Source organism: Hydrogenophaga pseudoflava (assembly GCF_031020795.1).
GTDB lineage: Bacteria > Pseudomonadota > Gammaproteobacteria > Burkholderiales > Burkholderiaceae_C > Hydrogenophaga > Hydrogenophaga pseudoflava_A.
In genome coordinates, this window is record NZ_JAVHJP010000005.1 from 315,710 (window position 1) to 335,692 (window position 19,983).

A 19,983-nucleotide genomic window follows, 5' to 3' on the forward strand; every position below is an offset into this window, starting at 1 on the left:
GTTCCACCGCAGAACACTTTTCCCACCGGGAAAACCCGGACGTGATCGGCGGCGCCCAAATTCCCACAATGAAAAAGGACAGCCACAACAACGAGGCACCGCCTCACCCCACAGGAGACCTCCATGCAACAGACCACCCGATGGGCCGGTGCGGCCGCGCTCGCGCTGCTCGCCACCAGCCTGCACGCCCAGTCCCTGGACGACCTCCGGCGCGACCACGCCACGCCCGGCGACGTGCTCACCTACGGCATGGGCTACAACAACCAGCGCTACAGCCCGCTCAAGCAGATCAACACGAAGAACGCGGCCAAGCTGCGCCCCGTGTGGGCCTACAGCCTGAACAACCCGCAGGGCCAGGAGTCGCAGCCCATCGTGCACAACGGCGTGATGTACGTGACCACCCACAACACCACCGTGGCGATCAACCCCGCCACCGGCAAGCAGATCTGGAAGCAGGAGATCGAACTGCCGCAGGACGTGTTCAAGATGGCCTGCTGCGGCATCCTCAACCGCGGCGCCGCGATCTACGACGGCAAGCTGTTCCGCAGCACGCTGGACGCGCACGTGGTCGCGATGGACGCCAAGACCGGCAAGCAGCTGTGGAAGAGCAAGGCCGCCGACTACCAGAACGGCCAGGCCATGACCAGCGCGCCGCTGATCGCCAATGGCGTGGTGCTGACCGGCATCGCCGGCGGCGAATACGGCACGCGCGGCTTCATCGACGGTTGGGACCCGGCCACCGGCAAGCAGCTCTGGCGCTTCTACACCACCGCCGCGCCCGACCAGAAGGGCGGCAACACCTGGCCCGGCGACACCCACCAGAAGGGCGGCGCCCCCACCTGGCTGACCGGGGCCTACGACCCCGAACTCGACCTGGTCTACTGGGGCACGGGCAACGGCGGCCCCTGGAACCCGAACGCGCGCCAGGGCGACAACCTCTACATCGCCTCGGTCGTGGCCATCCGGCCCAAGACCGGCGAGCTGGTGTGGCACTACCAGTTCAGCCCCAACGACCCCTACGACTACGACGCCACCGAAGTGGGCATGCTGGTCGACATGAAGGTCGGCGGCAAGGACCGCAAGGTGCTGGCCCAGGCCAACCGCAACGGCTTCTTCTACGTGCTCGACCGCGCCAGCGGCGAGCTGCTCGCGGCCAACCCCTACGTGAAGGTGAACTGGGCCGAACGCATCGACCTCAAGACCGGCCGCCCGGTGCCCACGGACATCGACCGCAGGGCCCGTGCGGGTGAAGACGTGGAGATCTTCCCCAGCGTGGTCGGCGGCAAGAACTGGACGCCGATGTCGTGGAACCCGGCCACGGGCCTGGCCTACGCCAACACCCTCAACATGAGCTGGCCCTACCAGCTGGCCAAGCCCGAGTACAAGAAGGGCGAGTGGTACCTGGGCGTGAACTTCCGCGGCGTGAACATGCCCAAGAACGAGCCGCACGGTCACCTCAGCGCCATCGACCCGATGACCGGCAAGAGCAAGTGGCAGATGCCCTGGCCCGGCCAGCCGAGCATGGCCGGCACGCTTTCCACCGCGGGCGGCCTGGTGTTCACCGGCGCGGCCACCGGCGAGTTCATCGCGGTGGACGCCAACAACGGCAAGAAGCTCTACGAGTTCCAGACCAGCAGCGGCATCATCGGCCTGCCCGTGACCTTCGAGCACCAGGGCAAGCAGTACGTGAGCATCGTTTCGGGCGCGGGTGGTGTGTGGGCGCTGCTGGGCGACGAGCGCATGGCCAATGTGCCCGCCGGCGGTTCGGTGTGGACCTTTGCGGTCGACTGACGATGCGCTGGCGTGAACCCATCCTGTGCGCGCTCGCCCTCACGGGCGCGGCGCTGGCACAGTCGAACACGGTGCCGGCCCAGACGCTGCCGGTGGCGATGCCGCCCGCGGCGCCCTTCTCCGCCGAAGCGGTGGAGAAAGGCCGCGAGCAGTTCCACCGCACCTGCGCGCAGTGCCACGGCCGCAACATGGTCAACGCAGGCACCACGGTCTACGACCTGCGCAAGTTCCCCACCGAACAGCGCGAGCGCTTCTACAACTCCGTGACCAACGGCAAGGGCAACATGCCCTCGTTCAAGGGCGCGCTGGAGCCGGAGGCCATCGAGCTGCTGTGGAACTACGTGGCGACGCGTGGAGGAAAAGAACTGTGAGCACCCTGCGCGCGCTGCTGGCGCCGCTGCTGCTCGCGCCCGTGCTGGCCTTCGCGCAGGCGGCACCACTGACCGTCTGCATGGCCGAGGACAACCCGCCGTTCTCAGTGGCGCGCAAGGGCCAGGTCACGGGCTTCGACGTGAAGCTGGCCGAGGCGGTGGCGCGCGAGCTGGGGCGGGAACTCAAGCTCATGCCCTTCGAGCCCGAGGTGGAGAAGGAGGCGATGCTGACGCACGAAGTCAACGCGATGCTCTCGGCCGGGCTGTGCGAACTGGCGAGCGGCTTTCCGCTGCTGGCCTCGGACCTCGGTCCGCCCACGCGCGAGCGCTTCAAGACGCCGGACCACCCGGGCGCCAAGCCGCCGCGCGAGCGGCCGTGGGTCGCCCTGGGCACGCTGGCGGCGAGCCAGCCTTACCAGGGCACGGCGCTGGTGATCGTGCAGCGCGCCGGGGCACCGGCCGTGGCGTCGCTGGGTGAACTCAAGGGTCGCAAGGTGGCCGCGGTGGCGGGCACGCTCGAAGGCACGCTGGTGGCGATGTACGGGGGTGGTGCGCTGGCGAAGGACATGGTGTCGCTGGGGCAGCGTGAAGACGCCTGGGCGGCGCTGGAGAGTGGCCGTGTGGACGCGATGCTGGTGCCTTCCGCGGCGTTCGACACGCACCGGGCGCGCAAGCCGGTCACGACCTTGCAGGCGGGGCCGGCGCGGCCGCTGGGGATCAACCTGGGCTGGGTGGCGCTGTCGTCGAAGGCGGAGTTGCTGGAGGCGGTGAACCGGGTGGTGGCGCGGGCTTCGGCCTCGGGTGAGTTGCAGGGGTGGGCGCGGGAGTCTGGTCTGTCGTGGCAGGCGCCTTCTGTACCTGCGGTGGCCGGGTCTTTGTCTTTGGCTGGCTTGCTTCGGGACTGAACTGTTTTCGTTTCCTTGGTGAACAGTGCAGTCTCTGGAGCCGGGTGTGCGTGTGGGCCGGAGAACGCCCAGGCGCACACCCGGCTCTGAGCCAAAGCAACGAAAGAAACGGGACGAACGAAATGAATCAGGCCAGCGCAGCCACCTGACGGGCAAAGAACTTCGGCAGAGCAGCCTTGGAACAGGCCTGCAGGGCACAGAGGAAGGCGTGGTCCGGCCGAGCCACACCGTGCTTGAGCATTAGGTCGTGCCGGATGCGTCCCAGCAGCTCGGTCGCCATCTCCGCATCCGCCAGCGCCCGGTGCGCCTGCCCGGTTCGTGGCAGGCCGAACCAGTCAACCAGCTGCCCCAGCTTGTGGCTCGGTGCCTCCGGGTACAGCCGGCGCGACAGCAGCACCGTGCAGGCAAAGGGCTGCAACGCCGGCAGGCCGCACAACGCGAGCTCGGCCTGCCAGTAGCGCCGGTCGAAGCCCGCGTTGTGCGCCACCATCGGCGCATCACCCACAAAGCGCGCGGCCTCGCGCATCACCTGCGCCGCCGACGGTGCGGCCTGCACCATCGCGTTGGTGATGCCCGTCAGCTGCGTGATGAAAGCCGGGATGTAAACGCCCGCGTTCATCAGGCTCTGGTAGCGGTCCACCACCCGCCCGCCCTCGGTCATCACGATCGCGACCTCGGTCGCGCGGTCGCCCAGGTTCGGCGAGGTGCCGGTGGTTTCAAAGTCGATGACGGCGATGCGGTTCATGCGGAAGGAGAAGTGCGTGAAGCGGCGCGCGGCAGGCGCAGCGTGAAGGTGACGCCGCCTGCGACGTTGGCGGCCGTGATGGTGCCACCCATCTTGGCCATGTAGGTGCGCGCGACGAACAGGCCCTGGCCCCGGCCCTCGCCCTGCCCGCCGTTGGCCGCGCCGTCGCTCACGCCGTAGTCGAACACCTTGTCCAGCAGCGGCTCGGGAATCGCCGGGCCGCTGTTGCGGATCGCCAGCGCCACCATGGCCTCGCCGACGCCCGGCAGCGCCAGCGTGATCGGCGTGCCGGCCGGGCGGTAGCGGTCGGCGTTGCGCAGCACATGGGTCACCACGTCTTCCAGCGAGTGTTCGTCGGCCTGCACCCAGACCGGCGCACCGGCCGGCGTGTAGACCACGTCGGCGATGCCCGCATACGGCGCGTTCTCGGCCACATGGCGCAGAAAGGTGTCCAGGTCCAGCGCGTCCACCTCCACCGTGGCCGCCGTGATCGCCTCGCTCGGCGAGGCCGTGCCATAGAGCACGCGCACCGCCTGCTGCATGCGCTGCACATAGCGGTGGCTCGGGTCGGCGGCGTCGCCGTGCAGCACCATCAGCGACTGCAGCGGCGACATGATCTCGTGGCCCACGGCCTGCCACATGTCGCGCTCCTGCTCGTTGCGCAGGTGCTCGCGCCGCACGCCCTCCTTCACCCGCTGCAGCAGCGCCGCCAGCGTGCTCGCGAGAATGCCCATCTCGTCGCGGCCGGCCATGTCGCGCACCTCCAGATCGCCCAGCCGGCGCTCGACCTGCGGGTCCTGCATGTTGTAGTTGAGCGCCGCGGCGCGTTTCGTCAGCAGCGCCACCGGGCGGATCAGGCCCAGCTCGATCACCAGCCAGGCCAGCAGGATGGCCGCCAGCATCGCGCCGACAAAACCGCTCATGCGCGTGGCCGTCGCGCTCAGGCTGCGGTCCACGCTGGCCAGCTCGCCGCTGAGGCTGAGCTGGTAACGGCCGCTGGAGGTGCTCACGGTCTCGCTGGCCGACACCTGCGTGCGCGTGTCGCCCGACGGCAGCCGCAGGACCAGGCGCGTGAGCCAGGGTGCGGCCACGCCCTCGCCCTGCGCCTGGCCGCGCAGCTGCGTCACCAGTTGCGGCGCGGCGCCGCCCAGGCGCTCGATGCGCAGCACCTCGCCTGCGGACAGCGTGCCCGCCAGTTGCTGCAGCGAAAACGGCTGCACCGCGCCCGTCCGTGCGCTGTCGAACAGCACCTGCCCGCCCGGCGCCACCCACTGCAGGTGCAGCCGCGTCTGCGCCAGGTCGGCCGGCGGCCAGGTGCGCGTGCCCTGGGCGAACAGCGCGCGGCGCCAGGCCTCCACCGGCACCCGCAGCGACAGCAGGCTGCGCCGCGCGCAATCCGGCAGGGCCTGTCCCGGCGCCGCACAACCGGCCTCTTGCCAGAGCCAGCCGCGGAAATCGCGCACCGGCAGCGAGCCCTTGACCAGCAGCGAGCCCTCGCCGGCGAAGCCGGTCACGCGGCCGCGCAGCCCGCCGTCGCCCAGGTCGGCCGGCGCATCGCCGGGTGCCTCGAAAGGCGCGACCCAGCGCTCGGTGCCGGCGGACGTCTCGGCCCGGATCACCGCGTGGCTCACCGGGTCGAGTTCCAGCGTGCCCTTCTCGCGCGCCACCGCCGGCGGCAGCACCAGGTCGGCCACCAGATACACCACACCGCCGGCGTAGGCGCTGTTGCCCACGCCCACGCACAGCTGCCCGCCATCGTTCGGCCAGTGCACCGCGCAACCGCTCATCTCCACGGCCTGCCGCGCCTTGAACGGGTCGGAGTAGTCCAGCGCCGAGAACGGCAGCACCACGGGCGAGATCCCGGCCTGCGACGGCGCCACCGCGTCGGCGTTGATCAGCGCGAGTTGTCCGGTGGGGTGGCGCAGCTGCGCGGCCAAGGTGGAGAGCGTCTGGCGAAAGCCCGCCTCGTAGCGCGCCCGCGCGCGCTGCTTCTCCTCGGCCAGCAGCGTCAGCGCCAGCCCCACCACCGCCAGCGCCAGCAGCACGAACACGGTGTGGAACACGATGCGCCGCCGGAACGCCGCCAGCGGCAGCCGCGGCAGCGCGAGCGCCGGCAGCGAGGGGAGATCCAGCGGGCCGAATTTCATCGCGACCAGCGGAAGCCGCGCATCGGCACGTTTTCAATGGCGTCGAACGTGGGGTCCAGATCGCGGAAGGCGTCGCGGATTGCGCTCACGTGCTTGCGCACGTTGTCGCGGTTGCGCCCGCTCTTGACCACCTCGAACAGGTCCTCGTAGCTCACGGTCTGGCCCTTCTTTTGCACCAGCACCGCCAGAATGCGCTGCGCGGTCAGCGGCAGGTTGATGCGCTGGCCGCGCCAGGTCGGGCTGCGCTGCCACAGCGGGTCCAGGCTCAGCTCGTCGTCAGCCGCGGCCACCGGTTCGGCGCCCTTCTGCGCCCGCGCGCTGCGCAGGATGTCGAGGAAGGTCTCGACGAACTCGGCCTCGTCGAAGGTGGTCTTCTGCAGGTAGTCCCAGGCGTCCAGCGCCTTCATGATGCTGCGGTAGATGGCGGCCGGCATGGCCGAGACCACCAGCACCGGCGTGCCCTGGTGCAGCTTGTTGATGGTGTTGATGATCGCCACGCCCGCGTGCCGCTCGCGGCCCAGCTCGATGTCCAGCACCACCAGTTCGTAGCGCTCGGTGGCCAGCGCGGCCTCGGCGCTGTCGCGGTCGAACCACTGGTGCACGGTCAGTTCGGGGCGTGCGGCTTTGATCCAGCCGGCCAGCAGGTCGCTGGTGGGGCGGTCGTCTTCGATCACGGCTACGGAGGGCATGGGCCGATTATCGAAGCGCCCCGGGTGGAGCCCCTGTGAGTTTTTCTTCCGGGGCCGGCGGTGCATCCGCCCGGCGGCCGCATTGAGACTTCCGCGCCGCTCCGGAACGATGCAGGGCATGGCGGACCCGCGGTTGGGAACGCCGGCCACAACACCCGGAGGACACCATGCTGTACCGACTCAAGACCCTCACCCGTTCCACCCGACTGGCCCTGGCGCAATGGTTGCGTGGCACACGCTCCGCCACTGCCGCCACTGCCGCCGCGGACGGCGACACGACGGGCGCAGAAGCGGTGGACCGCGCAGCGCGCCAGCCGGTCCCGCTGCGCCCCGTGCTGCTCACCCTCGGCACCGCCGCCGTCGCCGCGGGCGCCGCCTGGGTGCTCGTCAATCACCCGCCGGTGCAACCGCTGGAGCCCGGCCACCTGGCCGTGCGCACCAACAACCTCACCGGCGACACCAGCGTCTGGCGAGAAGGCCCAGTGTGGGTGCTGCCCGGCCTGCACCAGCTGGCCACCCTCTCGCTGCAGGACCGCAGCTGGACCGCGGCCGCCATGGCCACCGCCGACGGCGCCTCACCCGCACAGACCGTCGAAGGCCTGTCCATCGGCATGGACCTGCGGGTGCGCTACGCCATCGACCCCTCGCGCATCGGCGGCGCCCAGGCCGTGAGCTACCCCAAGGACATCGATGCGCAGATCGTCGAACCCGCCGTGCAGGCCACGGTCTACAAGATCGTCGCGCGCCACACGGTGCGCGAGATCTTCTCCTCGCAGCGCGCGCAGATCGAACAGGACATCGAGACCCAGATCCGCGAGCGCCTGAAAACCGACGGCCTGCTGCTGCGTTCGGTGCACATCGGCCAGATCGACCTGCCCGAGGACTACCGCCGCGGCATGGAGGTGCTGCTGACCGAAGGCCTGTCGGCCGAGAAGATGCGCTACACGCTGGAGCTGCGCGAGAAGCAGGTCAAGGAAAGCGAACTGACCGCCGCGGCCGAGAAGGCGCGGCGCGAGGTCGCGGCCGAGGCCGCGGCGCGCGAACAGGTGATCGCGGCCAAGGCACAGGAAGAGGCGATGAAGCACGTGCTGCCGCTCAAGCAGCGCCAGATCGAACAGCGCCAGCTGGAAGCCGAGGCCGCGCGCGTCTCGCGCGTCAAACAGGCCGAGGGCGAAGCCCAGGCGCGCCGCATCGAGGCCACCGGCGAGGCCGAGGCGCGCCAGAAGCTGGCCGACGCCGAGGCCTACCGCCTCAAGAACATCGGCAAGGTCAATGCCGAGCAGATGGCGCTCGAAGGTGCGCTGATCACCAAGCACCCGCTGCTGATCCAGAAGACCATGGCCGACCGCCTGAGCGACAAGGTGCAGGTCATCATCGCGCCGCCGAACACCAACGGCTTCATCGGCAACAACCTGCTGGGCAACGTCGCCGCCGCGCCGCGCGACGCCAGCGCCGATGCCGAGATGTCCGGCGACCACGGGGAGCAGTGAGATGAGCTTCAAACCCAAAACCCGCTGGGCCCGCTACCTCTGGGCCGGCACCCTGGCCATCGCGCTGGCCGCCACGCTCTACACCGCCACCGCACGTGCTGCGACCTCCGCACCCGCCACCACCGTCGGCCTGGTGACGCGCGACAAGGTCGCCCTGCGCGCCGCCCCGCGCGAGAGCGCCGCCAGCCAGACCCTGCTCTGGCGTGGCGAGGCGCTGGAGATCCGCGGCGCCAAAGGCGACTTCCTGCAGGTCTGGGACCACCACCGCGAGCGCGGCGGCTATGTGCGCGCCACGCAGCTGATGCGCGTGGCCGGCGACGCCGCCGAAGCGCCGCAGTTGCTGGCCCTGCTGGGCTTCGTGAGCGAGCAGCCCGGCGCCGAACCGCTGGGCCTGGCGCTGGCCGCCGCAGCCATCCAGGCCCTGCCCGCGGCCGCACTGCAGGGCGCGCAGGGCGCCACCGTCATGGACGCCATCGCCCGCCAGGCCGAACGCCTGGCCGAGCGCGCCACCGTCGGCGCCGGCCGCGTCGACGACGCGCTGCTGACCGCGCACCTCGATGTCGCGCGCCGCCATGGCGTACAGCTTGTGACCCGTGAGCTGGAAGGTCGCATGACCGTCTGCTACGACGGCGACGCCTTCCGCCGCCTGCTCGCCATGTCCGCCGCCAGCGCCGAACAGAAGGCCCGTGCCGCGCTGGCGCTGACCCGCGTCGAGTGCCTGGAGCAGCCGGCCCGCATCGCCGACCGCGAGGCGCTCGACGAAGGCCTGGCCGACCTGCTGGCCCGCGCCGACGCGCCCTCGCTCGCGCCCCACTGGCGCGCCCGCCTGGCCACGCGCCAGGCCGAAGTCTGGAGCCGCATCGCCTACGCCCGCGCCCAGCGCGACAGCGCCGACACCGCGCGCAACGCCGCCCGCCAGGCCATCGACGCCATCGGCCGCATCGAGAAGGCCGAGCTGGTCGACGACGACCTGGCCCGCTTCCACGCCGCCGCCGTGCGCGTCAATGCCGTGCGCTGGGCCGCCGCGCCCGTCGTCGCCACATCCGGCCGCCTCACCGTCGCCACCCGCCGCGCCGACGACGGCCAGACCTGCGTGATGCTGCGCGACCCGAAGGCCAAGGCCGACGCCCCCGCGCTGGCCGAGCGCTGCAGCTGGGGCCAGGTCTGGGCCGCCTCGGCCGCGCCCAACCGCGAAGGCACGGCGCTCGCGCTGGCGGTGCAGCCGGTGGACGGCTGGCGCGAACTCTGGGTGTTCAGGAAGGACGCGGGCGGCTGGGGCGTGCAGGTGCTGCCCCCCGCCGCGCTGCAGCCCGGCACCGGCTACGCCGAATTCGCCGGCTGGGAACCCGGCGGCCAGCGCCTGCTGGTGGCGCGCGAGGCCATGGCCGAAGGCAAGACCATCCGCCGCTTCGAGGTGGTGAAGCTGGCGACGCTCACACCCGAACGCACCGCCTTCGACGCCGAGGCCCTGGGCCCGTTCTCGCGCTGGCCTGACCCTGCATGGAAGCGGGAGTCGCTGGCGTTGCGGTGAGCGACGCCAGGCAGGGAGCGGCCTATGATGGCCGCATGCTGATCGAAACCCTGGGTTCGGCCCGCGACATGGGCCGCCTCAACCAGATTCTGGGTGTGCTCATCCGTCATGGCTTCGGCGACAGCGTGCGCCGGCTGGGCCTGGCGGACCGGCTGGAACGTGCCGGCCACGCGCTGCGCTGGGAGCACGCGGCCGACCTGGCGAAGCTGGAGCCGCCGGTGCAGCTGCGCCTGGTGCTCGAAGAGCTGGGGCCCACCTTCGTCAAGCTCGGTCAGATCCTCGCGGGCCGCGCCGACCTGTTCGGCCCCGAGTACATCGCCGAGTTCGAGAAGCTGCACAGCAACGTGCCCGGCCTGCCGCTGGACGAGCTGCGGCCGCAGCTGCGCGAGGACCTGGGCGGCGAGCCCGAGGCGGTGTTCGCGCGCTTCGACACCGAGCCGCTGGCGGCGGCCTCGATCGCGCAGGTGCACCGCGCCCAGCTGCACGACGGCACCGAGGTGGTGGTCAAGATCCGCCGCCCCGGTATCGACCGCACCATCGAGGCCGACCTGCGGTTGATGGGCCGCCTGGCCGCGGTGGCCGAGGCCGAGCTGCCCGCGCTCAAGCCCTACCGCCCGCAGCAGCTGGTGCGCGAGCTGGCGCAGTCGCTGCGCCGCGAGCTGGACCTGGCCAGCGAATGCCGCAACGCCGAGCGCATCGCCACCAACATGACCGGCCTGCCCTGGATCGTGGTACCCCGGGTGCACTGGGCCTACACCAAGGCCCGTGTGAACGTGCAGGACTTCGTCCAGGGCATCGCAGGCCATGAGCTCGCGATGCTGGACGAACAGGGGCTGGACCGCACGCTGCTGGCGCGCCGCGGCGCCCAGGCGGTGCTCAAGCAGATCGTGCAGGACGGCCTGTTCCACGCCGACCCGCACCCGGGCAACGTGTTCTACCTGCCGGACAACCGCATCGCCTTCATCGACTTCGGCATGGTCGGCCGCCTCTCGGCGCGCCGCCGCGAGGAGCTGCTGCAGCTGCTGATGGGCCTGGTCGAGCGCGACCCACGCACCGTGGCCGACGTGCTGCTGGACTGGGCCGGCGACGCGCACACCGCCAACCTGTCCTCGCTGGAGACCGAGATCGAGACCTTCGTCGACCAGTACCACGGCGCCCCGCTGGCCGAGCTGAACCTGGGCCAGATGCTGGGCGACGTGACGGCCATCCTCCGCGGCCACCAGCTGGGCCTGCCGTCCGACCTGGCGCTGCTGATCAAGGCCTTCATCACGCTCGAAGGCATGGGCCGCGGGCTGGACCCGGACTTCCACATGACCAGCGAGGCGCTGCCGCTGCTGCGGCAGGTGGTGCGCGCGCGCTACCAGCCCAAGGCCATGGCCACCCGCGCCTGGAAGACGCTGCGCCGGGCGCTGTCGGTGGCCGAGCAGCTGCCCGACGACCTCACGCGGCTGCTGCGCAACGCGCGCCGCGGCAAGGTGCACGTGGGCATCGACATCGCCCACCTCAAGCGCGTGGGCGACCAGATCGACCGCGCGGCCAACCGGCTGGCGATGGCGCTGCTGATCGCGGCCCTGATCGTCGGCTCGTCCATCGTCATGACGGTGCAGGGCGGCCCCACGCTGTTCGGCCTGCCGGCCTTCGGCTTCCTGGGATTTGCCAGCGCGTTTGCCGGCGCCATCTGGCTGCTGCGCGCGATCTGGCGCAGCAACCACGGCAAGGACCTGGGCGACGACTGAGCCGCCGCCCCGTGCCTGATGGCACGGCGCACCAAGTCTGTTCACCGCCGGCCCGAACCGCCGGGTTTCTGACGCGCTTTGGTGCGTCGTGCGCCTTCAAAGGCCCCGCCCACCCTGGCACGCTCCATGCATTGGGGGGTATCAGCATGGATGAGCGGTCTGTGACCGGTGGTTGCAGCGGCTCGTGCGTAGGTCCACTAGGGTTCCGTCTGCGGCAACGCAGGGTCTGGTCCGAGAGTGGGCCGGCCTCATCGCAGGCTCCACGGAGGGACAAAAGCCCGGGAGAACGACATCAGATCGTCTCTCCTGCGCCCGTCCCACATCAACCGGAGCTTTCCCATGAAACTGGCTGGTCTCTTCTCCTCTCCCGCAGCGTCCACCTCTTCGTCTTCCCTGCTCGGCCGGCTGTTCAAGCCCGCGCTGGGCGCCGCGCTCTCGCTGGCCACGGCCGCCGCGATGGCCGCCCCCACCAACATGAAGATCGCCACCGTGGTGTGGATCGGCTACGGCCCGTTCTACGTGGCCGAGTCGCTGGACCTGTTCAAGAAGTACAACCTCAAGGTCTCGCTGCAGGTCTTCACCGATCCGGCGCTGATCCCGCCCGCCATCGCCTCGGGCGCGGTGGACGGCGGCATGCTGACGTATGACCAGGTGGTCGGCCAGGTCGCGGCGGGCAAGGCCATGAAGGTGGTCATGCCCATCGACTATTCCAACGGCGGCGACGCCATCGTGGCCGACGGCTCGATCAAGTCGGTCAAGGACTTCAAGGGCAAGAAGATCGGCTACAACCCGCTCTCGCCCAGCGACTTCCTGCTGTCCTACGCGCTCAAGGTCAACGGCCTGAGCGAGAAGGACATCAGCCCCGTCAGCATGACGCCCGAAGCCGTGCCGGCGGCTATGGCCTCGGGCCAGCTGCCGATTGGCGTGACCTACGAACCCAGCCTGTCGCAGATCCTCGGTCAGGGCGGCGGCAAGAAGTTCAAGGTGGTGTTCTCGTCCAAGGACGCGCCCGGCCTGATCGCCGACGTGCTGGTGTTCGATGACAAGGCCATCAAGGCCAAGCCCGCCGAGATCAGCGGCCTCATCAAGGCCTACCTCGACGGCATGGCCTACATGAAGGCCAAGCCCGACGAGGCCGCCAAGATCATCGGCAAGTTCATGGGCGTCTCCGCCAAGGAAGCCAAGGAACAGATGGGCGGCGTCTACAACATCCCGCTGGCCGAGATGCCCAAGGCCTTCCTGCCCGCCAAGGAAACCACCTCCTACTACGCCAGCGGCGAAGTCATCGGCCAGCTGCTCAAGGCCAAGGGCCAGATCAGCGCCATCCCCGCCACCGAGGCGACCTTCGACGCCTCCCTGGTCAAGGCCCTGGCCAAGTAAGACAGGAGGCGCCATGCCCGCCCTGTTCCGGCACGCCGACGGCGCGCTGCCCAACACGCTCGCCCTCGCGGTGACCGTGCTGGGCTGGCCCGCCGGCCTCTGGATGCTCGGCCAGAGCGCCTGGTGGCTCAACGCCGCCGGCGTGCTGCTGGTCGCGCTCACCCTCACCTGGTCGGCCTACTTCATCCACGAGTTCGCCCACCAGGCCATCTTCCGCACGCCGCAGGCCAACGAGCGCTGGGGCGTGGCCATGAGCTGGATCAACGGCAGCGCCTACGCCAGCTTCGACGACCTGCGCCGCAAGCACATGCGCCACCACGTCGAGCGCGCCGACGTCATCACCTTCGACCACCAGGCCTTCCTGCGCGCGCGCCCCCTGGTGCGCCGTGTGGTCCTGGCGCTGGAGTGGCTGCACATCCCGGCGGTGGAGTTCGTGATGCGCGGCTTCGTCATCGCGCTGCCCTTCATGGACGAACGCAAGAAAGCCGCGCGCGGTCGCATCATCGGCGTGGCCGTGGTGCGGCTGGCGGCCTGGGCGCTGCTCGGGTGGTGGTCGCTCAAGGCGCTGGCGCTCTACGCGCTGGCCTACCTGCTGTTCGTGCACCTGCTGCGCTTTGCCGACTGCTTCCAGCACACCTACGACGCCTACCCCATCCTCGACGACAGGCCGATCCCGCAGGACAAGCTGCGCGACCGCGCCTACGAGCAGGCCAACACCTACAGCGACGTGGTGGGCCTGGACGCCAAATGGCTCAACATGGTGTGGCTGAACTTCGGTTTCCACAACGCCCACCACGAGCGGCCCGTCGCGCCCTGGTACCAGCTGCCGGCCCTGCACCGGCAGCTGTATGCGGACCAAAGCCCGCAGGTGGTGACCGTGGGCGAGCTGCTGCGCGCCTACCACCGCCACCGCGTCACGCGTGTGCTGGCCAAGGACTACGGCGAAGTGCTGCCGCCCGGCACGCCGCGCCGCGCCGACGGCTTCATCGGTGCGGTGGGCGTCTCGTTCCTGACCGCGGTATGACGGTCCGCTACGGCCTGGAAGGCCGCACCGTGCTCATCACCGGCGCGGCCGGCGGCATCGGCCAGGCGCTCTCCCGCGCCTTTCTCGCGCAGGGTGCGCGGCTGATGCTGCTCGACCGCGAGGCCGCGCCGCTGGACACGCTGGTCGAATCCCTGCACAGCCGCCAGGTGCACAGCGCCGTGTGTGATCTTGGCGACGACGCCGCTGTCAACGAAGCGGCCGCGCGGGTGGCGAACCGCTTCGGCCGGCTGGACGTGCTGGTGCACAACGCCGGCAGCGAGTACCCGACACCTGTCGATGAGGCGTCCGACGACGCCAACGCCCGCTGGGCCGCGCTGCTGGACAACAACGTCAGCGGCATGTGGCGGCTCACGCGCGCGCTGCTGCCGCATCTGCCGCGCGGCGCCAGCGTCATCCACCAGTCCTCCATCTGGGGTCGCATCGGCGTGGCCGGCTTCTCGGCCTACAGTGCGAGCAAACACGCCATCGTCGGCCTCACACGCTCGCTGGCGCTGGAGCTGGGCCCGCGCGGCATCCGCGTCAACGCCGTCTGCCCCGGCTGGGTGCGCACCGCCGCCGCCATGCGCTCGCTCGCGGTCATGGCACGGGAACAGGGCCGCAGCGAAGCCGAGGTCGAACGCGAGATCCTCTCGCGCCAGGCCGTGCCGGTGATGCTCACGCCCGAGGACCTGGCCGACACCTTCCTGTTCCTGGCCAGCGACGGTTCGGCCGCGCTCACCGGTCAGTGCCTGTGCCCCAGCCATGGCGAGGTGATGCTGTGACGCTGCCCACCCTCTCCCTGCAGGGCCGCACGGCGCTGATCACCGGCGGCGCCACGGGCATCGGCCGCGCCACCGCGCTGCTGTTGGCCCAGGCCGGTGCCACCGTCTGGGTGAACCACCTCGGTCAGGCCGATGCCGCCGCCGCACTGGTCGAGCAGATCCGGACCGCCGGTGGCAGTGCGCAGGCCATCCAGGCCGACGTGAGCCAAGCCGTCGCGGTGCAGGCCATGGCGGAAGCGGTGGGCGCCGTGGACGTGCTGGTGAACAACGCCGGCGTCATCCAGGAGAAGGCGTTTCTGGAGACCACCGAGGCCGACTGGGACCGCCTGCTGGGCGTGGACCTCAAGGCCGTGTTCCTGGTCTGCCGCGCCTTCATTCCCGGCATGCTTTCAAAGGGCCGGGGCGCCATCGTCAACATGGCGTCCGACCTCGGCATCCTGGGCCGCGAGCGCTACGCGCCCTACTGCGCGGCCAAGGCCGGCGTGATGGGCCTGACCAAATCGCTGGCGCGCGAGTTCGCGCCGCAGCAGATCCGCGTCAACGCCATCGCGCCCGGTCCGGTGGCCACCGCCATGGTCTCGCTCGAACACATGAGCGCCGAGTGGGTGGAGAAGGAACTCGCCATCCCGCAGCACCGGCTGGCCGCGCCGGAGGAGATCGCCGCCACCGCGCTCTTCCTCGCCTGCGACCTGTCGGGCTTCTACACCGGCCAGGTGCTCGGTCCCAACGGCGGGTCGGTCATGCCCTGAACGCAATCCCATGAAGCTGCTGCCCGCCCACCCCACCGACCGCGTCGCCACGGCCGTGCTGCTGTTCTCGGCCACGCTCTGGGGCCTGACCTGGATGCCGCTGAAGGGCTTCATCGCCCAGGGCCTGCCCGGACCGCTGGTCTCACTGCTCACCTACGGCTCGGTGGGCGTGCTGGCCGTGGCGCTGCTCTGGCACGACCGCGCCGCCTGGCGCACGCAGTGGGGCCTGGTGCTCGCGCTCACGCTGGTCGGCGGCTGGGCCAACACCTCGTTCGTCAACGCGGTGATGCTGGGCGACGTGGCGCGGGTGATGTTCCTGTTCTACCTCTCGCCCGTGTGGTCGGTGCTGGGCGGCTGGCTGTTCCTGAAGGAGCGCATCCCGCCCGCGCGCTGGGCGGCGGTGGCCGGCGCCATCGTCGGGCTGTGGCTGGTGCTCGGCGGGCCGGGCCTGGGCGGCGCCGAGGCGCTGGCCTTCACCTGGGTCGACGCGCTCTCGCTCTCGGCCGGCCTCGCCTTCGCGGCCAACAACGTGATCGCGCGCGCCGCGCACCGCGTGCCGCTGCGCACCAAGACCTTCGCCGTCTTTGTGGGCTGTGGACTGCTCTCGGCCGTCGCCACCGCACTGTCCGGGCGCGAGCTGCCCGCCATCGGTGCGTGGCTCTGGATCGCGCTGCTGGCCTACGGCTTTGGCTGGATGCTGCTGGCCACGGTGACCTGGCAGTACGGCGTGAGCCACCTGGAGAGCAGCCGCGCCGGCGTGATCCTGCTGGCCGAGCTGCTCGTGTCGGTGGGCACGGCCATTGCATTCGGTGGGGAGAGCCTCAGCCCGATGGGCTGGGCCGGCGGCGCGCTGATCAGCTGTGCGGCGCTGGCCGAGGCCCTGTTCCCGCCCGCCGACCCGACCATGACCGAGACACCCGCCCCCCACCCCATCGCCGCCAGCGGCCCCCGCACGCCATGAACACCACCGTCTGGATGAACCAGCTTTCCTGGGTCGACTACCAGCGGCGCATCCGCACCGAGCACCCGCCCGTGCTGCTGCCCGTGGGCGCGCTCGAACAGCACGGCCCGCACCTGCCACTGGGCACCGACGGCCTGCTCGCTGCGGCCGTGGCGGCCGACACCGCCGCGCTCGTCGGCGGCCTGGTCGCGCCCACGCTGAGCTACGGCTACAAGTCGCAGCCCAAGTGCGGCGGCGGCCAGCACTTCTGCGGCACCACCAGCGTCGACGCCGCCACGCTGATCGGCCAGGTGCGCGATGCGGTGCGCGAGTTCGCGCGCCACGGCGTCGACAAGCTGGTGGTCGTCAACGGCCACTACGAAAACCAGTGGTTCCTCATCGAAGGCATCGACCTCGGCCTGCGCGACGCCAGGGCCGCCGACCCGGCCTGCGCGCTGCAGGTGATGCGGCTCGAATACTGGGACTTCATGACGCCCGAGACCCTGGGCCACGTGTTCCCCGAGGGCTTCCCCGGCTTCGCGCTGGAACACGCGGCCGTGCTGGAGACGTCGATGATGCTGCACCACCACCCCAGCCTGGTGCGCATGGACCTGCTGCCCGACGACGGCCCGGCCGATTTCCCGCCGTATGACATGTACCCGCCGCGCACCGACTGGGTGCCGCCCTCGGGCGTGCTCTCGTCCGCCAAAGGCTCCGACGCGGTCAAGGGACAACTGCTCGCCGACGAGGTGGCGCGCCGCATGGCGGGCGCCATCACCACCGGATTCACCCGCCCATGACCTCCCTGCAAGACCTCGACCCTTCGACCACGGCGCTCATCGTCATCGACATGCAGCGCGACTTCTGCAGCCCCGGCGGCTACGCCCACCAGGCCGGGCTGGACATCGCGCGCATGCAGGCCGTGGTGGGCCAGGTGAAGGCCCTGCTGGTGGCCGCGCGCGCGGCCGGCCTGCACGTGTTCCACACGCGCGAAGGCCACCTGCCCGACCTCTCGGACTGCCCGCCCGCCAAGCTCGCGCGCAGCGTGGCGGCCGGTGCACCCATCGGCAGCGCCGGCCCCCTGGGCCGCCTGCTGGTGCGCGGCGAACAGGGCCACGACTTCGTGCCCGAGCTGCGCCCGCTGTCTTGCGAACACGTGATCGACAAACCCGGCTATGGCGCCTTCCACAAGACCACGCTGGGCGCGCTGCTGGGCGCCTTCGGCATCCGCCGCCTGCTGCTGTGCGGTGTCACCACCGAGGTCTGCGTGCATTCCACGCTGCGCGAGGCCATCGACCGCGGCTTCTTCTGCACCACCGTGGGCGACGCCACCGCCGCCAGCCAGGCCGAGCTGCAGGCCCCGGCGCTGGCCATGATCGGCGTCGAAGGCGGCATCTTCGGCGGCGTCTGCGGCACGGCCGAGGCCGTGGCCGCGCTCAATGCCCTGCCGCGCGCGAACCGGGAAGCGGCGTGAACCCATGAACCACTGGATCGACCTGCCCGCACCCGACGAGCCCGTGCCCGACGCCTACCGCGGCGTCTGGCAACGCACCCTGCTCGAAACCCCCGAGGGCCGCGACACGACCACGCGGGTGCACTGGCTGCAGACCGGAGGCTGGCACGCCGACCTGCGTGTGCCCGCGGGCGTGGACCCTGCCACGCCCGAAGGCCGCGCGCAGCTGCAGGGCTTCTGCGGCCTCACCCGCATCACGCCCGGCGCGAGTGGGCAGCCCGATGTCTGCACCTGGCATCGCCGCTGGGACGTGCAGCCGCCGCGCAGCACGCCCGACGCGGGGTACATGGTGTTCGAGACCAGCGAATGCGTGATCGAGACCGGCGTGCACGGCCGCTACCTCGAGGTGTGGGAGCGCCTGCCCGGCTCCACCGGGCCCTGCGCCGCGGTGGCCGAGCTTGATGCCGAAGGCCAGGCCACGGGCCTGATGCGCTTCACGGCCGGCCGGTACACGCTCACCGTGCGCCCGCGCCGTGCCACCTGGCCGGCCGACCTGCGGCCCGACGAGACCCTGGCCGAACTGGTGCAGCGCCACCCCGCCGAGGCCGGCGCCTTGCTGGACTTCGAGCTGGTGTTCAGCGAGACACCGGCCTAGAGTGTTCCCATGCTCCCGACCCTCGACGGCGACTGGTTTGAATTCCGCTCCCTCGGCGACGGCCTCACGCTGATCACCGAGCCCCACGTCGTCCCGCTGCTCCGCTGCAACATCTGGCACATCCGCGGCCGCGACATCGACCTGGTGGTCGACACCGGCCTGGGCGTCAGCAGCCTCCACCAGGCCTCGCGCCACCTGTTTGGCCACCGCGTGGCGGCGCTCGCCACGCACGTGCACCTGGACCACGTCGGCGGCCACCACGAGTTCGCCGAGTGCTGGTGCCACCGGCTCGAAGCGCCCGGCCTGCGCGGCGCCGACCCGGCCTTCACCCTGGGCGACATCGACCTCCGGCGGCTGGACTTCGCCGCGCCCGGCTACGAAACCGGTGGCGCCGCCCTCACCGCGCTGCCCGCGCCCGACTACGACCTCTCGGCCTGGGAGATCCAACAGGCCACGGTGACGCGCGAACTCGAAGACGGCGACGTGATCGACCTGGGCAACCGCCACTTCGAGGTGCTGCACCTGCCCGGCCACTCGCCCGGCAGCATCGGCCTCTGGGAGGCGAAGACCGGCACCCTGTTTTCGGGGGATGCGGTCTACGACGGCCCGCTGCTCGACGCGCTGCCACATTCCGACCGCGCCGCCTACGAGCGCACCATGGAGCGCCTGCTGGGCTTGCCGGTGAACGTGGTGCACGCCGGCCACGACCCGAGCTTCGGGCGCCAGCGCCTGCACGAGCTGGTGCGTGCGTACCTCGACCGCCCGTCACCGCCCTGACCGCACAAGGCCGGCGCTGCGCGCCGAATGCGACGACACTGCAGGCATGAACACACCGCCTGCCGACCGCCCGGTCACCGTCCCGCCCGCCGTCGACCCGCTGTTTCTGGTCGCACCCAGCGTGACCACCTACGACGGCGCGGTGGCGCTGACCAATGCCTCGGGCTTTTTCTTCCAGCGCGGTGAGCGTCTGTACCTCGTGACCAGCCGCCATGTGCTGATCGACCAGCCCAGCAACCACCGCCCCAGCCGCCTGGCGATCACGTTGCATCTGGACGCCCAGAACCTCTCGCGCTGCACGGAGTTTTCCATGCTGCTCTACGCGAAAGGGACCGCCGCCTGGCGCCAGGGCAAAGACGGCGGTGGCGAGATCGACGTGGCGGTGCTGGAGATTGATCGCAGCGCCTTGCCCGAAGGGGCCATCGTCTACGCCTTCACGCCGGAGCATCTGCCCGGCGACTTCGACAGCGTGCCCATCGACGCGGCCCTGTGCATCGCCGGGTTCCCGCTGGGCTTCCGCGACACCGTGTACCAGCTGCCGGTGCTGCGCCACGCCGCGATCGCTTCACCGTTTGGTGTGCGTTTCCAGGGTCGGGGCTTCTTCCTCACCGATGCGCGCACCCACCGGGGCACCAGCGGTGCACCGGTGGTGACGCGTCACCATGGGCTGACGCGTGAGGGTGCCCGGTTGCCGTGGCAACTGCTGGGCGTGCATTCGGCGCGCATGGACATGGGCAACCGGGACCGCGGGCAGGACGAGTCCCTGGGCCTGAACTGCGCCTGGTACGCCGACATCCTGCTCACGCTGACGGCGTGAG

19 protein-coding genes and 1 riboswitch are annotated in these 19,983 nt (G+C 70.8%); of the genes, 16 read left to right on the top strand and 3 right to left on the bottom strand.

The window, feature by feature from the left end; translation table 11 throughout:
* The first annotated feature begins 123 nt into the window (after positions 1-123).
* Genes RCO38_RS17845 through RCO38_RS17855 form a run of 3 tightly spaced genes read left to right on the top strand, consistent with a single transcriptional unit; the run spans position 124 to position 3,067 of the window.
* Complete coding sequence (locus RCO38_RS17845) at positions 124-1,791, top strand: PQQ-dependent dehydrogenase, methanol/ethanol family (RefSeq protein WP_308329700.1); 1,668 nt, start codon at positions 124-126, stop codon at positions 1,789-1,791.
* Positions 1,792-1,793: 2 nt separating this feature from the next.
* Positions 1,794-2,162 carry a c-type cytochrome gene (locus RCO38_RS17850; protein ID WP_308329701.1) on the top strand — a complete coding sequence of 123 codons (369 nt, stop codon included), beginning with the start codon at positions 1,794-1,796 and terminating at the stop codon, positions 2,160-2,162.
* Positions 2,159-3,067, top strand: a complete 909-nt coding sequence (locus RCO38_RS17855; protein ID WP_308329702.1) for a substrate-binding periplasmic protein — start codon at positions 2,159-2,161, stop codon at positions 3,065-3,067. Before RCO38_RS17850 ends, RCO38_RS17855 begins: the two co-directional genes overlap by 4 nt.
* A gap of 127 nt (positions 3,068-3,194) precedes the next feature.
* On the opposite strand, the gene RCO38_RS17860 is transcribed toward RCO38_RS17855, so the two are convergent.
* The 3 genes from RCO38_RS17860 to RCO38_RS17870 are packed head-to-tail and all read right to left on the bottom strand — an operon-like array spanning position 3,195 to position 6,648.
* Positions 3,195-3,812, bottom strand: coding sequence for a 3'-5' exonuclease (locus RCO38_RS17860; protein WP_308329703.1), 618 nt, complete (start codon positions 3,810-3,812; stop codon positions 3,195-3,197).
* Positions 3,809-5,959, bottom strand: a complete 2,151-nt coding sequence (locus RCO38_RS17865; RefSeq protein WP_308329705.1) for a HAMP domain-containing sensor histidine kinase — start codon at positions 5,957-5,959, stop codon at positions 3,809-3,811. Before RCO38_RS17865 ends, RCO38_RS17860 begins: the two co-directional genes overlap by 4 nt.
* Positions 5,956-6,648, bottom strand: a complete 693-nt coding sequence (locus RCO38_RS17870; protein WP_308329706.1) for a response regulator transcription factor — start codon at positions 6,646-6,648, stop codon at positions 5,956-5,958. The genes RCO38_RS17865 and RCO38_RS17870 overlap by 4 nt, the downstream gene beginning before the upstream one ends.
* Before the next feature lie 167 nt (positions 6,649-6,815).
* Here RCO38_RS17870 and RCO38_RS17875 point away from each other — a divergent pair, with 167 nt between their 5' ends.
* From RCO38_RS17875 to RCO38_RS17935, 13 genes are all read left to right on the top strand, one after another.
* Complete coding sequence (locus RCO38_RS17875) at positions 6,816-8,138, top strand: SPFH domain-containing protein (protein WP_308329707.1); 1,323 nt, start codon at positions 6,816-6,818, stop codon at positions 8,136-8,138.
* 1 nt (position 8,139) lies between these two features.
* The gene (locus RCO38_RS17880) at positions 8,140-9,669 is read left to right on the top strand and encodes a hypothetical protein (protein ID WP_308329708.1); all 1,530 of its coding nucleotides are present in this window, start codon (positions 8,140-8,142) and stop codon (positions 9,667-9,669) included.
* 35 nt (positions 9,670-9,704) lie between these two features.
* Positions 9,705-11,405: an ABC1 kinase family protein gene (locus tag RCO38_RS17885; protein ID WP_308329709.1), complete on the top strand. Its 1,701-nt coding sequence runs from the start codon at positions 9,705-9,707 to the stop codon at positions 11,403-11,405.
* Between the two features lie 186 nt (positions 11,406-11,591).
* A riboswitch (guanidine-I (ykkC/yxkD leader) is annotated at positions 11,592-11,692 on the top strand.
* Positions 11,693-11,744: 52 nt separating this feature from the next.
* The gene (locus RCO38_RS17890; RefSeq protein ID WP_308329710.1) at positions 11,745-12,785 is read left to right on the top strand and encodes an ABC transporter substrate-binding protein; all 1,041 of its coding nucleotides are present in this window, start codon (positions 11,745-11,747) and stop codon (positions 12,783-12,785) included.
* 13 nt (positions 12,786-12,798) lie between these two features.
* Positions 12,799-13,809, top strand: a complete 1,011-nt coding sequence (locus RCO38_RS17895) for a fatty acid desaturase family protein (protein ID WP_308329711.1) — start codon at positions 12,799-12,801, stop codon at positions 13,807-13,809.
* Complete coding sequence (locus RCO38_RS17900; RefSeq protein WP_308329712.1) at positions 13,806-14,591, top strand: SDR family NAD(P)-dependent oxidoreductase; 786 nt, start codon at positions 13,806-13,808, stop codon at positions 14,589-14,591. Before RCO38_RS17895 ends, RCO38_RS17900 begins: the two co-directional genes overlap by 4 nt.
* Entirely contained in the window at positions 14,588-15,340 is a 753-nt protein-coding gene (locus RCO38_RS17905; protein ID WP_308329713.1) for an SDR family NAD(P)-dependent oxidoreductase, read from the top strand. Before RCO38_RS17900 ends, RCO38_RS17905 begins: the two co-directional genes overlap by 4 nt.
* Before the next feature lie 10 nt (positions 15,341-15,350).
* Complete coding sequence (locus RCO38_RS17910) at positions 15,351-16,301, top strand: DMT family transporter (RefSeq protein WP_308329714.1); 951 nt, start codon at positions 15,351-15,353, stop codon at positions 16,299-16,301.
* Entirely contained in the window at positions 16,298-17,080 is a 783-nt protein-coding gene (locus tag RCO38_RS17915; protein WP_308329715.1) for a creatininase, read from the top strand. The genes RCO38_RS17910 and RCO38_RS17915 overlap by 4 nt, the downstream gene beginning before the upstream one ends.
* A complete protein-coding gene (locus tag RCO38_RS17920; protein WP_308329716.1) occupies positions 17,077-17,754 on the top strand; it encodes a cysteine hydrolase family protein in 678 nt (225 codons plus the stop codon). Before RCO38_RS17915 ends, RCO38_RS17920 begins: the two co-directional genes overlap by 4 nt.
* Before the next feature lie 4 nt (positions 17,755-17,758).
* Positions 17,759-18,388 carry a hypothetical protein gene (locus RCO38_RS17925; RefSeq protein ID WP_308329717.1) on the top strand — a complete coding sequence of 210 codons (630 nt, stop codon included), beginning with the start codon at positions 17,759-17,761 and terminating at the stop codon, positions 18,386-18,388.
* Positions 18,389-18,397: 9 nt separating this feature from the next.
* Complete coding sequence (locus RCO38_RS17930) at positions 18,398-19,165, top strand: MBL fold metallo-hydrolase (RefSeq protein ID WP_308329718.1); 768 nt, start codon at positions 18,398-18,400, stop codon at positions 19,163-19,165.
* 46 nt (positions 19,166-19,211) lie between these two features.
* Positions 19,212-19,982, top strand: coding sequence for a S1 family peptidase (locus tag RCO38_RS17935; RefSeq protein WP_308329719.1), 771 nt, complete (start codon positions 19,212-19,214; stop codon positions 19,980-19,982).
* Position 19,983: the final 1 nt, after the last annotated feature.

Excerpts from the sequence above, each read along its gene's own strand:
- RCO38_RS17890 (WP_308329710.1), top strand. The coding sequence starts at position 11,745 with ATGAAACTGGCTGGTCTCTTCTCCTCTCCCGCAGCGTCCACCTCTTCG.
- RCO38_RS17875 (WP_308329707.1), top strand. The coding sequence starts at position 6,816 with ATGCTGTACCGACTCAAGACCCTCACCCGTTCCACCCGACTGGCCCTG.
- RCO38_RS17910 (WP_308329714.1), top strand. The coding sequence starts at position 15,351 with ATGAAGCTGCTGCCCGCCCACCCCACCGACCGCGTCGCCACGGCCGTG.
- RCO38_RS17895 (WP_308329711.1), top strand. The coding sequence starts at position 12,799 with ATGCCCGCCCTGTTCCGGCACGCCGACGGCGCGCTGCCCAACACGCTC.
- RCO38_RS17845 (WP_308329700.1), top strand. The coding sequence starts at position 124 with ATGCAACAGACCACCCGATGGGCCGGTGCGGCCGCGCTCGCGCTGCTC.
- RCO38_RS17865 (WP_308329705.1), bottom strand. The coding sequence starts at position 5,959 with ATGAAATTCGGCCCGCTGGATCTCCCCTCGCTGCCGGCGCTCGCGCTG.
- RCO38_RS17900 (WP_308329712.1), top strand. The coding sequence starts at position 13,806 with ATGACGGTCCGCTACGGCCTGGAAGGCCGCACCGTGCTCATCACCGGC.
- RCO38_RS17870 (WP_308329706.1), bottom strand. The coding sequence starts at position 6,648 with ATGCCCTCCGTAGCCGTGATCGAAGACGACCGCCCCACCAGCGACCTG.
- RCO38_RS17915 (WP_308329715.1), top strand. The coding sequence starts at position 16,298 with ATGAACACCACCGTCTGGATGAACCAGCTTTCCTGGGTCGACTACCAG.
- RCO38_RS17860 (WP_308329703.1), bottom strand. The coding sequence starts at position 3,812 with ATGAACCGCATCGCCGTCATCGACTTTGAAACCACCGGCACCTCGCCG.
- RCO38_RS17920 (WP_308329716.1), top strand. The coding sequence starts at position 17,077 with ATGACCTCCCTGCAAGACCTCGACCCTTCGACCACGGCGCTCATCGTC.
- RCO38_RS17925 (WP_308329717.1), top strand. The coding sequence starts at position 17,759 with ATGAACCACTGGATCGACCTGCCCGCACCCGACGAGCCCGTGCCCGAC.
- RCO38_RS17930 (WP_308329718.1), top strand. The coding sequence starts at position 18,398 with ATGCTCCCGACCCTCGACGGCGACTGGTTTGAATTCCGCTCCCTCGGC.
- RCO38_RS17880 (WP_308329708.1), top strand. The coding sequence starts at position 8,140 with ATGAGCTTCAAACCCAAAACCCGCTGGGCCCGCTACCTCTGGGCCGGC.
- RCO38_RS17850 (WP_308329701.1), top strand. The coding sequence starts at position 1,794 with ATGCGCTGGCGTGAACCCATCCTGTGCGCGCTCGCCCTCACGGGCGCG.
- RCO38_RS17885 (WP_308329709.1), top strand. The coding sequence starts at position 9,705 with ATGCTGATCGAAACCCTGGGTTCGGCCCGCGACATGGGCCGCCTCAAC.
- RCO38_RS17935 (WP_308329719.1), top strand. The coding sequence starts at position 19,212 with ATGAACACACCGCCTGCCGACCGCCCGGTCACCGTCCCGCCCGCCGTC.